General features: G+C 62.2%; 10 protein-coding genes and 2 pseudogenes. 5 read left to right on the top strand and 7 right to left on the bottom strand.

The features are described 5' to 3' along the window. Both B7L71_RS04375 and B7L71_RS04370 read left to right on the top strand, forming a co-directional pair. Positions 1-204 (top strand): annotated as a pseudogene (locus B7L71_RS04375) (nitric oxide-sensing protein NosP); the annotation flags it as partial. Then, positions 143-1,339: pseudogene (locus tag B7L71_RS04370) on the top strand (sensor histidine kinase); the annotation flags it as partial. The pseudogenes B7L71_RS04375 and B7L71_RS04370, both read left to right, overlap by 62 nt. A 222-nt stretch (positions 1,340-1,561) precedes the next feature. Here B7L71_RS04370 and B7L71_RS04365 read toward each other — a convergent pair. Beyond that, entirely contained in the window at positions 1,562-2,281 is a 720-nt protein-coding gene (locus tag B7L71_RS04365) for a response regulator transcription factor (protein ID WP_081136226.1), read from the bottom strand. Positions 2,282-2,398: 117 nt separating this feature from the next. On the opposite strand from B7L71_RS04365, the gene exaC reads away from it, so the two are divergent. After that, complete coding sequence (exaC, locus tag B7L71_RS04360; RefSeq protein WP_081136224.1) at positions 2,399-3,919, top strand: acetaldehyde dehydrogenase ExaC; 1,521 nt, start codon at positions 2,399-2,401, stop codon at positions 3,917-3,919. A 123-nt stretch (positions 3,920-4,042) separates the two neighbouring features. Beyond that, positions 4,043-5,071, top strand: a complete 1,029-nt coding sequence (adhP, locus tag B7L71_RS04355; protein WP_170919435.1) for an alcohol dehydrogenase AdhP — start codon at positions 4,043-4,045, stop codon at positions 5,069-5,071. A 71-nt stretch (positions 5,072-5,142) separates the two neighbouring features. Here adhP and B7L71_RS17430 read toward each other — a convergent pair whose 3' ends face one another. The 3 genes from B7L71_RS17430 to B7L71_RS04340 all read right to left on the bottom strand — a co-directional run bounded on the left by B7L71_RS17430 (position 5,143) and on the right by B7L71_RS04340 (position 8,169). Beyond that, positions 5,143-5,472 (bottom strand): SulP family inorganic anion transporter, encoded by a 330-nt coding sequence (locus B7L71_RS17430; RefSeq protein WP_249273176.1) that lies wholly within the window; start codon positions 5,470-5,472, stop codon positions 5,143-5,145. A gap of 72 nt (positions 5,473-5,544) precedes the next feature. Then, positions 5,545-7,593: a choline BCCT transporter BetT gene (gene betT / locus B7L71_RS04345; protein ID WP_081136220.1), complete on the bottom strand. Its 2,049-nt coding sequence runs from the start codon at positions 7,591-7,593 to the stop codon at positions 5,545-5,547. A gap of 189 nt (positions 7,594-7,782) precedes the next feature. Beyond that, positions 7,783-8,169: a hypothetical protein gene (locus B7L71_RS04340; RefSeq protein ID WP_081136218.1), complete on the bottom strand. Its 387-nt coding sequence runs from the start codon at positions 8,167-8,169 to the stop codon at positions 7,783-7,785. A 279-nt stretch (positions 8,170-8,448) separates the two neighbouring features. On the opposite strand from B7L71_RS04340, the gene B7L71_RS16955 reads away from it, so the two are divergent. Then, entirely contained in the window at positions 8,449-8,622 is a 174-nt protein-coding gene (locus B7L71_RS16955; protein ID WP_170919430.1) for a hypothetical protein, read from the top strand. Between the two features lie 40 nt (positions 8,623-8,662). On the opposite strand, the gene B7L71_RS04330 is transcribed toward B7L71_RS16955, so the two are convergent. The 3 genes from B7L71_RS04330 to B7L71_RS04320 all read right to left on the bottom strand — a co-directional run. Continuing rightward, positions 8,663-9,367, bottom strand: coding sequence for a response regulator (locus B7L71_RS04330; protein ID WP_081136214.1), 705 nt, complete (start codon positions 9,365-9,367; stop codon positions 8,663-8,665). Positions 9,368-9,380: 13 nt separating this feature from the next. Beyond that, entirely contained in the window at positions 9,381-10,811 is a 1,431-nt protein-coding gene (locus B7L71_RS04325) for an ATP-binding protein (protein WP_081136212.1), read from the bottom strand. Continuing rightward, positions 10,808-11,798 (bottom strand): efflux RND transporter permease subunit (locus B7L71_RS04320; protein ID WP_139790045.1); only part of this gene is annotated, 991 nt, incomplete at its 5' end. The genes B7L71_RS04320 and B7L71_RS04325, both read right to left, overlap by 4 nt.

The following is an 11,798-nucleotide window of genomic DNA, read 5'->3' as shown; positions in this document are numbered from 1 at the left end:
CTAGGGCCTCCAGTGGCCGTCATCGGCTGCGACTGCTTTTTGCGGCGCATGGCGCTCGAGTCGTTGGGGCAGCTGGCCCAGGCCTCGACGCTGCTGCGCCATGCCAACGTGGTCGGTTTCAATACCTACGGTGAGCAGCATCATGGCATGCACGTCAATCAGACCTTTACGGGGGTGGCCTTTGGCGCTCTTCCAGCCTCCTGAGCAACACGGTGAACAGCCGACTCTGGCAACGCTGCAGGAGGAAAATCGCCGTTTGCGCAAAGTATGCCAGGCGTTGATGGCGCGCGTGGAGTCAGGCGGCAGCCCCAGCGGCGCCCCGTATGCCGCGTTCGAACGCTCGGTGCTGCTGGCCGAGCAGGTGCGCGAGCGCACCGATGCCCTGCACCGTGCGCTGGACGAACTGGGGCGCGTGAATGCTCGGCTGTTGGCGGCCAATGCCCAGGCCGAAGCTGCCAACCTCTCCAAGACCCGCTTTCTGGCGGCGGTCAGCCACGATTTGCTGCAGCCCTTGAACGCCGCGCGGCTGTTTGCCAGCGCCTTGGAAACGCATACGTTGCCCGATGCCTCGCAGGCGTTGGTGGGGCATATCGGCCGCTCCTTGAAGGATGTCGAAGGCCTGCTGGGCACGCTGGTGGACATTTCACGGCTGGACGCCGGGGTGCTCCACGCCGACAAGGCACCCTTTGCCGTGAGTACCCTGCTGGATGCGCTGGCCGAGGAGTATCGTCAGGTGGCTGCCGTGCGCGGCTTGTCGTTTCACTACGTGGCGTCCCGGGCCTGGGTGGACTCGGATCTGGCGCTGCTGGCGCGAGTGGTGCGCAACTTCCTGAGTAACGCCGTGCGCTACACCGAGCAGGGGCACCTGTTGCTGGGGTGTCGGCGACGCGCCAACGGGCTCGAGATCATGGTGGGGGATACGGGCACTGGTATTCCTGAGGCGCAGCGGCGGGCGATCTTTCTCGAATTTCGCCGTGCCAGCCAGCCGCAGGGGGACCACAGCCGCGGGCTTGGGCTGGGCCTGGCCATCGTCGATCGTATCAGCGCCATGCTGGAACACCCGATTGCGCTTACGTCGCGCCCCGGGCGCGGCTCCCTGTTCTCCATTCTCGTGCCCTATGCGGGAGCGGCCGGTGCAGCGCCTGCAAGTGGTGTGGGCGCTGGTTGGTGGCACGAAGACCCTCTACAGGGCTGCGTGGTGTGGGTGGTGGATGATGACCCGGACATCCTCGCGGGCATGCAGGCACTGCTCGGCGGTTGGGGTTGCCGCGTGCGTGCTGCCGCCACGGTGAGTGCGCTGGAGGCGGCCAGTGACGGGGAGCGACCTGCGGTTCTGCTGGTGGATTATCATCTGGGTGAGCATCGCGAAAATGGTATCGATCTGGCCGCGCGACTGCGGCCTGGCGACCATCGTCATTACCGCCAACCACGAAGCCGCGGTCAAGCGCGCCTCTCGGGAAGCAGGCCTGTACTACTTGCTGAAGCCTCTGAAGCCCCTGCGGCTCAAGATGCTGCTGGGAACGCTACTGGAGAACCATCCGCCAGGATAGGGCACGTTGGCTCAAGGGGAGGGCTTGCCCGACAGGCTGGCCGTACGCTGGGCAATATGGCTGCTCAGATCCTCTTCGCTGGCCAGCACGATGGCATGCACACGGCTGGACGCGCCCAGTTTGCGCAGGATGGCGGAAACATGGGTCTTGACGGTGGTTTCGGCAATCGTCAGTTCCCGCGCGATCTGCTTGTTCGACATCCCCTGGCTCATGCAGCTCAATACATCCAACTGCTTGTCGGTCAAGCGCGGTAGGCGCCCGGGTCGTTCGACGTCCTGGAGGGCGGTCGACGAGGAGACACTGGCCGCGGCAGGAGCGCGCTGGGCAGGAGGGCGGCGCATGATATCGGCAGGCAGATACAGCTGGCCCTGGAGTATCTGCTCCAGCGCCGACAATAGCTGCTCGCCAGGGGTGGACTTGGGGATATAGCCCACCGCGCCCTGGGTGATGGCATCCAGCACCAGTTGGCGCTCCTGATGCGCCGAGACAATGGCCACCGGCAGCCAGGGAAAGGCGCTGCGCAACGTTTTCAACCCTTCCAGGCCGTCGGCATCCGGCAGGCTCAAGTCCAGTAGCAGCAAGTCCAGCGTGTCGTGTGCCTCGATATGCGCCATGGCTGCCGCCAGGCTGTCAGCCTCCAACAGCCGCGTGTCTGCCAGCCCGCCGCGGATGACCGCTTGAAGCGCGTCGCGAAACAGCGGGTGGTCATCGGCCACTAGTAGCGAATACATGGCATCTCCTACCAAGGAATGAGGGTACATCCTGCCATTGGGCGATATCGGGATTGCCTTCGGTGGCCAACACTGAATAGGCACCTTTTAATAATCATAATACTCAGGAGCAGCACCATGATCTACGCCAACCCAGGTGAATCGGGCTCAGTCGTCTCGTTCGAAAAACGCTATGGCAACTACATCGGCGGTGAGTTCGTGCCACCGGTGAAGGGCCAATACTTCGACAACATTAGCCCAGTCAATGGCAAAGTGTTCTGTGAAATTCCCCGCTCCAGCGCCGAAGACATCGAAAAAGCGCTGGATGCCGCCCATCAGGCTGCGCCTGCCTGGGGCAAAACCTCCGCGCAAGAGCGCAGCAACATTCTGCTCAAGATTGCCGACCGTCTGGAACAAAACCTCGAAATGCTGGCCGTGGCCGAAACGTGGGATAACGGCAAGGCCGTGCGGGAAACGCTCAATGCCGACATTCCGCTGGCGGTCGACCATTTCCGTTACTTCGCGGGCTGCCTGCGGTCCCAGGAGGGCACCGCGGCCGACATCGACGCCAATACCGTGGCCTATCACTTTCACGAGCCGCTGGGGGTCGTCGGGCAAATTATCCCCTGGAACTTCCCCATTCTGATGGCTGCCTGGAAGCTTGGCCCCGCGCTGGCTGCCGGGAACTGCGTGGTGCTCAAGCCCGCCGAACAGACGCCCGTTTCCATTTTGAAAGTGGCCGAGGTGATCGGTGACCTGCTGCCGCCTGGCGTGCTCAATATCGTCAACGGTTTCGGCGCGGAAGCCGGTCAGGCGCTGGCGACCAGCAAGCGTATTGCCAAGATTGCCTTTACCGGCTCGACCCCCGTAGGGTCGCATATTCTCAAGTGTGCGGCCGAGAACATCATTCCCTCTACCGTCGAGCTGGGTGGCAAGTCGCCCAATATCTACTTCGCCGATATCATGCAGGCCGAACCGTCCTTCATCGATAAGGCGGTCGAGGGCCTGGTACTGGCCTTTTTCAACCAGGGCGAAGTGTGTACCTGCCCGTCGCGTGCGCTGATTCAGGAGAGCATGTACGACGAGTTCATGGCCAAAGTGCTCGAACGCACCAAAACCATCAAGCGCGGCAACCCGCTGGATACCGATGTCCAGGTGGGCGCTCAGGCCTCTCAGGAGCAGTTCGACAAGATCATGTCCTACATGGACATCGCCCGTGACGAGGGCGCGGAGTTCCTCACTGGGGGTGACAAGGAGACCCTCGACGACAGCATCAACAGCGGTTACTACATTCAGCCCACGCTGCTGAAAGGCAATAACCAGATGCGCGTGTTCCAGGAAGAGATCTTTGGCCCGGTGGTGGCCGTCACGACCTTCAAGGACGAAGAGGAAGCGCTGGCCATCGCCAACGACACCGAGTTTGGCCTGGGGGCAGGCGTGTGGAGCCGCGACATCAACGTGGCCTTCCGCATGGGGCGTGGCATTCAGGCAGGCCGCGTGTGGACCAACTGCTACCACCAGTACCCGGCCCATGCGGCCTTCGGTGGCTACAAGAAGTCCGGGGTTGGTCGTGAAACCCACAAGGTCGCGCTGGAGCACTACCAGCAGACCAAAAACCTGCTGGTCAGCTACGACATCAATCCGCTGGGCTTTTTCTAGCCTGCGTCTATGTATAACGCCGCCCGGCAGCTGCCGGGCGGTATTGTCAGCCCCCCCTGACGCTGACTCTATCGATAAGAGCCGTTTTCAAATGGCCGTATCGACCATCAAGAGGAGTTGCACATGGATAGCACAATGCGCGCGGCAGTGGTTCGCGAGTTTGGCCAGCCGCTGGTCATCGAAGAAGTCGATGTACCTCGTCCCAAACAGGGCGAAGTATTGATGAAAGTGGCGGCCTCCGGGGTTTGCCATACCGATTTACACGCCGCCCACGGTGATTGGCCGATCAAGCCTTCGCCACCGTTCATTCCCGGGCATGAGGGCGTCGGCTACATCGTGGCCGTGGGAGAGGGCGTCTCCCATGTCAAAGAGGGGGACCGCATTGGTGTTCCCTGGCTCTACTCCGCCTGTGGCTACTGCGAGCACTGTCTGGGCGGGTGGGAGACGCTGTGCGAATCTCAGCAAAACACCGGCTATAGCGTCAACGGCGGCTTTGCCGACTATACATTGGCAGATGCAGGCTATGTGGGGCGCCTGCCGGAGTCGGTGGATTTCATCGACATCGCTCCGGTGCTGTGCGCTGGGGTGACGGTCTACAAAGGCTTGAAGATGACCGACACTCGCCCGGGCCAGTGGGTAGTGATCTCCGGGATTGGTGGGCTGGGGCACATGGCCGTGCAGTATGCCAAGGCCATGGGGCTGAACGTCGCAGCGGTGGATATCGATGACGGCAAGCTGGCCCTGGCTGAACGCCTGGGAGCGACGGTGACGGTCAACGCCATGAAAACCGACCCGGCGGCCTATCTGAAGAAGACCATTGGCGGTGCTCATGGGGCATTGGTCACGGCCGTTTCACCGAAAGCCTTCGATCAGGCGCAAAACATGCTGCGTCGAGGTGGCACGCTGGTGCTGAATGGGCTGCCGCCCGGTGATTTCCCGCTGCCGATCTTCAGCACGGTACTCAACGGCATTACCATTCGCGGGTCCATCGTCGGTACACGCAGCGACCTGCAGGAAGCGCTGGACTTCGCCGCCGAAGGCAAGGTCACGGCCACGGTAGCCACCGACACGCTGGACAACATCAACGACGTTTTCCAGCGCATGATCGATGGCAAGATCGAAGGCCGTATCGTATTGGACATGGCGAGCTAATCGCCAGTGAATGGTATCACCTCAGGGGAAGGCTACTTCCCCTGTTTCAGTACTTCACACCCCCAGGTTCGCTATCGGCCACCACCTAGCCAACGCCGAGCCACTCTTTCGGCGTGAGCAAGCGTACGGACGACCGCCAGTTTGCCTGTTTCACGCTTAATGCCTGCGCGCTTTAATTTTAACGCCAGACGGGGCGGCAGCCCTACGAAGACGATCCCTACACCTTGCTCGCCCAGCTCTCGGCGCAGCGACGCCAGTGCCACGATGGCGGTGTAAAGGCCGTGTTGTGGGGGCACTCCTGTGGCTACAGCCAAAGCCATGGAGAGGGGCACCGCGACCACGCCGATGGTCAATCCCGCTAGAACATCGCGCTTCAACCGATCCAGCGTTATAGCCTTCACGCGTCTCGAACAGGCATATAGAAATCCCGGCACGGTGGCCGGGATCGGGATTGCATGGAAAACGCGCTGACGCTACATCTGGGCGTCTTCTGGCGGCTCGCCGATGGTGCCGGGCATGGCTTGCACATGGCCCATCTGCTCACCGGCCAGGGTCAGGAAGTGCAGGTGGCGTTCGTACTCGGCCACCAGGTCGCCAATCACCTGACCACGGGTATAGCCGTTGAGGTCTTTATCCTGGCCGCCTTCGGCCAGATAGACATCCAGGCGCACGTAGAAGTCATCGTCTGCCGGGATGAAGCTCGGGGTGCGCATGCGGTGCGGGCAGACCTGATAGACAAAGCTGGTGGCCTCGCCAAAGTCGACCTGCAGCGTCAAGGTGGGCAGCGACTCGCCTTCCACCTGCTCTTCGGTCACGTTGGCGGTTTGGCCACGGCTTTCGAGCTCCTGGGCAAACTGGATCATGGCGGGACGAATCGCATGCTCGATGGTGGCCGCTGCCCCAGCACGGTTGGAGGTATCCAGCGCACGGTCCAGGCGCTCGCGCCAATCGCCGCCAGGCGCACTACCTGCAATCATGCGGCGTGCATCGGCCTTGCTGCCTTCCAGCTTCAAGGCTTTGTAGGTGCCTACCATGATGGCAAAAATCACCACCGAGAACGGCAGGGCGGTGATCACCACGGCGCTTTGCAGCGCGTTCAGTCCGCCTGCCATCAGCAGTGCCACAGTAATCAGGCCGATCACGGCCGACCAGAAAATGCGCAGCTTCACCGGGGCATCATGGTTCACGTCGCTCAGAATCGAGGTGAAGTTGGCCAGTACCAGAGCGCCGGAGTCGGCGGAGGTAATGAAGAACACAATGCCCAGCACGGTGACCACGGCGGCGGTGATACCGACGTAGGGGTAGTACTCCAGCAGTGTGTAGAGCGTGGTTTGCGGCGAGTTCAACGCCTGTTCGCCCAGCTCGGCGACGCCTTGATTGGCGACCAGCTCGATACCGCTGTTACCGAAAATGGACATCCACACCATCATGAACGACAGCGGAATGAACAGCGCACCGGCGACGAACTGACGAATGGTGCGGCCACGAGAAATACGCGCCAGGAACAGGCCCACGAAAGGCGTCCAGGCAATCCACCAGCCCCAGAAGAAAATGGTCCACCACATTTTCCACTCCTGGGCGCCTTCGTCGGCAAACGCGTAGGTATCGAAGCTGGCAGCGACAAACCCGGAGAGATAGTCACCGGCGTTGTTCACCACCTTGTCGAGCAGGGTCAGGGTATCGCCAGAAAACAGCACGAACAGCATCAGCGCCAGCGCCAATAGCATGTTGAACTCGGAGAGGCGGCGAATGCCCTTCTCGACCCCGGTCACCACGGAAATGGTGGCCAGCACCACGACCAGGCCAATCAGAATGATCTGTACCGTCAACGTCTCGGGAACGTCGAACATGTAGTTAAGGCCGTAATTGAGCTGCAGAACGCCAATCCCAAGACTGGTGGCGATACCGAACACGGTAGAAATGACCGCCGTAATATCCACGGCATTACCGATGGGGCCGTGGATGCGCTTGCCCAGCAGTGGGTAGAGGGCGCTGCGGATCGCCAGTGGCAAGCGGTGGCGGTAGCTGAAGTAGGCGAGTGCCATGCCCATCAGCACGTAGAGTCCCCATCCCGAAAGGCCCCAGTGCAGGTAGGTCTGAACGACAGCGTTGCGCATGGCCTCTTGGCTTTCAGGCGTCAGGTCCGGCGGGGCCAGGTAGTGGGCCACCGGCTCTGCCACGCTGAAAAACAACAGGTCAATGCCAATGCCGGCGGCAAACAGCATGGCGGACCAGGAGAGCAGCGAGAACTCCGGGCGTGAATGGTCCGGGCCCAGGCGTATGCTGCCGAAGCGCGACATGCCGATCAGTACCACGAACACCAGGTAGGCGACGATGGCGAGCATGTAGTACCAGCCGAAGGTGGTGCTGACCCACGCCAGGCCCGCGTCGAAGAAAGCGCCTGCCTGCTCGGTAAACAGCATGGTCATCACCAGAAAGATGAGTATACCGGCGACGCTGCCGTGGAACACCACGGGGTTGAGTCGATCCCGCGAGGGGAGGGTCGAGTTGTCTTTCGCCATGGAGGCGGACTCCTGTTGTTAAGACAAGGGAAGAATTATTTTTGAATGAACGTTCAAATAAAATACGCGGTTTGCTACGTCAGTTCAAGTGACGAACCACTCACGTAAAATGAACGAAACAGGAGTATAGATAGCCCTGCGCCCAGCAGAGCTGGGCGCAGGGCGGTAGGACGAACGTTAAATCAACGCTTATTCAGCTTTGGCCTGGTCGCCGTGGCGGCCTCCGCGCTTGCCGTGCTCCTGACGGTATTCGGCGTGCACCTCGTGCATGGCATCCCGTAGTGCCTGCTGCTCTTCATCTGACAGAATTTCTGCAACGCGGGCCTGATGCTCCTCACGCAGCGCCATGACCGCTTCACGATGCTCGGCATGGGCCTGATTCAGCGCGGTTTGCTGCTCTTCGCTCAGCTCGGCGCGCTGGTAAACTTCCTGGCGGCGCTCTTCCATGCGCTCGTGCATGGCTTCACGGTCCATGCCACGGTGCTCATGATGGTCGGCTTGCGCGGTGAACGCCAGGGGCATCAGGGCAATGGCCAGAAAGGCAGGAGCAAAACGTTGGCTAAGAGACATTTTCATGGCATACCTCATGGGTCATTAATGGGCTAATGTTGACCATGGCAGTATCCAGGGGCTTGGTGTAAATCGGTTGCAGGAAGTGTGCAACAACCGTGGTCTTATGCGGAGGGGCAAGGATCACGCCACAGGGTGAGGGGAGCAGGCAACAGGAGAACACCATGCCAGAACCTGGGTTCATTGGCCGCTATGCGCGCCTGGGCGCGCTGGTAGCGCTGCCGTTCACGGCGCTGGTCCAGCAGCGCTATACCCCGGACGACTGGCCCGAGCCGCTGGTGGCCGATGTGCTTCCCCGCCCAGCTGCTCTTTTCCAGCGCAGGGCCCTGGTTGGTAGTGGTTCCCGGTATCGTGCTGGAGCTGATTTTTGGCGCAACGCCTGGCCTTCAGATCTCCATGGCCATGGCGATCTTCTTGCCCATGACCATGACCATGTACATGGACTTCATGGTGCATTGACCCGTAGCGGTGCCCAAGTGCGCCTGTCGACCTGCCAGGCTTACCCTTCGGGCTGATATTTGTAACCCACACCATACACCGAGCGAATGATTTCCTGCTCGGGCAGGGCTTCGGTGATCTTTTTGCGCAGCTTCTTGATATGGCTGTCGATGGTACGTTCGGACACGATGCGGTTGTCGCGATACATGTGGTCCATCAACTGCTCGCGGCTGAAAATACGCCCCGGCGACTGCATCATAACGCGTAATAGCTGAAACTCCACGGCGGTGAGCCCCAGGTCCTGACCATTGACGAGGGCCTGCCAGCCCTCTTCATCCAGGCTGACCGGCGCTTGCCGTGTGGTCGGGGTGTAGCCGGTGGCCTTGGCAATGGCCTGGCTGCGGCGCAGCACGGCCTTGACCCTGGCCGCCACCTCGCGGGGGCTGAACGGCTTGCAGATGTAGTCATCGGCGCCCAGCTCCAGCCCCAGCAGCCGGTCCACCTCCTCGACCTTGGCCGTCACCATGATGATGGGCAGCAGCGGCCACTGCTGGCGTATTTCCCGGCACAGGGTGAGGCCATCCTTGCCGGGCAGCATGACGTCCAGCAGTACCAGCGCCGGGGAGTGCTGGGTGAGCCAGGGCATCACGTCGCTGCCATGGCCGATGATGGTGGGGGCGAAGTTATGGCTGCCAAGGTAGTCCGCCATGAGCCTGGCAATTTTGGGTTCGTCTTCGACGATCAGCAGGGATGCTTCCTGGGTCATGGTCAACTCGCATTCAGTAAGGGTCAGAAGAAATCAGCGGAAAGCGCAGTGTCCAGGCCAGCCCGCCCAATGTCGAGGCGCTGGCTTCCATGGTGCCCCCGTGAGCACTCACCAGGGCGCTGGCAATTGACAGGCCCAGGCCGCTACCGCCGCTGGCACGGTTACGCGACCCCTCGACCCGATACAGGCGTTCGGTGAGCCGCCCCAGCTCGCTGTTGGGGACGCCGGGGGAGCTGTCCTGCCAGACGATGACGGCCTGACCGCGCGCGCAGCCGAGCGTGACGCGCAGCGCCCCAGGCGATTGCGTATAGGCACAGCTATTGTCCAGCAGATTGCTCCACAGCTGGCGCAGGCGCTGGGCATCGCCGCGAATCATGATGTCCTCTTCCAGCTGGCAGGTCAGGCTCAGGCCGCTCTGCTCAAGCCAGCGGTCGGCGTCGGTCAGGCGGCTGCCCAGGCTGTCGCTCAGGTTCAGCGGGGCCAGCTGGATGTCCAGCGCTCCCGCATCGCTTTGCGAGAGCAGCCGCAAGTCGGAGACCAGGCGCTCCAGCTGAGCCACTTCCTGGGCCAGCGAGCTCAGGTTTTCCTGATTCAGCGGGCGAATACCATCCTGCATGGCTTCGATTTCACCGCGCAGTACGGCCAGCGGGGTGCGCAGCTCATGGGCCGTGTCCGACACCCAGCGTGCCCGGGCCTCGCGGCTGGCTTCCAGGGTGGCCGCCAGCACGTTGAAATCCCGGGCCAAGCGAGACAGCTCATCGCGGCCGCGTTCGGGCAAGCGGGTATGGTAGTCGCCTTCGGTGAGCCGCAGGGTGGCACCGGCCAGCGCCCGCGTGCGTCGGCCCAGCCACCAGGAGAGCCCGCCAGCCAGCAGCAGGGAGGCAATGCCCAGCGAGACCACGATCAGGATCAGATTGCGCTGCTGGCGCTCCAGAAAGCGGCTCTCCATGCGCTCCATCATCTCCTGGGGCGGGCGAAAGCCGAGGGCGCCAATGGCTTCACGCTGGCCATTGGGCGCCAGGTCGCTGTAGAGGGTCATCCAGTGCCAGTTGCGGGAGCCCCGTGGAGTATCGCTGGGGGGAATGATGGCGTGGCCATCGGCACCCTGCAGAGCGAAATCCTGCGCCTCCCCCAAGGGAGATGGCCGATCACGATGCTCCTGGCCCAGCTCGAAGCGGACGATGTAGGGCCAGCGGTCGGGGGCCTCTTCCAGCCACGCCCAGCTGTTCTGTGTTTCCCAACGAGTAATGAGGCCGTCGGCCAGCAGCGTGGCACGGCGCTCCTGGGCCTGGTTCAGGTAGTCGAGAAAGCCACGATCGATACTGTAGGTGACCGCCAGAAACACACTGGCAGCAATGGCCACATTGACGCTCAGGATGGCCGCGAACAGCTTCATGCCCAGCCGCGAGGGGCGCCACTGGCGCAGGCTATGTAACGCCTTCATGGGTTAGCCCTCTCGGGTTCGGGAGGGGACGGTGCGCTGAGGCGTTCGCGCAGATTCTCCAGGCTGAGATAGAGGCAGGGCACCAGAACCAACAGAATGACCGTGGCGAACAGCATGCCAAAGCCCAGAGAGATGGCCATGGGAATCATGAAGCGTGCCTGTCGCGAGGTTTCCAGAATCATCGGTGCCAGCCCCAGGAAGGTCGTCAGTGTGGTCATCATGATCGGCCGCAACCGGCGTGTGGCAGCGGCCACGATGGCTTCCCGAGGCGCCATGCCTTCGCGCCGCTTGCGGTTGGCGTAGTCGATCAGCACCAGGGCATCGTTGATGACCACGCCGGACAGCGCCAGCATGCCCAGCAGGCTGATGATCGACAAGCCAAAGCCCATCAGCATATGTCCCCCGATGGCACCCACGATACCAAACGGAATGGCGGCCATCACCAGCAGCGGCTGCAAGTAGCTTCGGAAGGGAATTGCCAGCAGGGCATAGAGCGCCGCAATCATCAGCCACATGGCCTTGCGCAGCGTGGCCAGGTTGTCGGCGGTATCCTGCTGGCGGCCACCCATGCTGACTTCGAGGCCCGGCCAGGTATTGCTGAGGGTGGGGAAGACATCCTCCTGCAAGGTGGCGAGCACCTGATTGATGGCCTGGTCGCCCTCGGAGTCGGCGGTGACGGTGATGATGCGTCGGCCGTTGATGCGTTGCAGGCTGCTGGATGCCTGGCTGAGGGTGATGTCGGCCACCCGCGACAGCGGCACGCTGAGCCCCTCGGGGGTGCGCACGGGAAGCCGGTATAGCTCACTGAGGCTATCGCGAGAGGCTTCCGGTAAACGCACTTCGACGCTGACCTCTCGGCGGCCGATGAACTGCTCGACGGCGGTGGCGCCTTGCAGCGGAGCACGCAGGGCCTGTGCCAAGTCACTGCCGGTCAGCCCCAGCGAGCGGCCTTCGGCCGACAGGCGCATTTCCAGCTGTGGCTTGCCG

It is taken from the genome of Halomonas sp. BC2, assembly GCF_002078115.1.
Taxonomy (GTDB): domain Bacteria; phylum Pseudomonadota; class Gammaproteobacteria; order Pseudomonadales; family Halomonadaceae; genus Vreelandella; species Vreelandella stevensii.
This window is presented reverse-complemented; position numbering and strand designations above follow the sequence as displayed.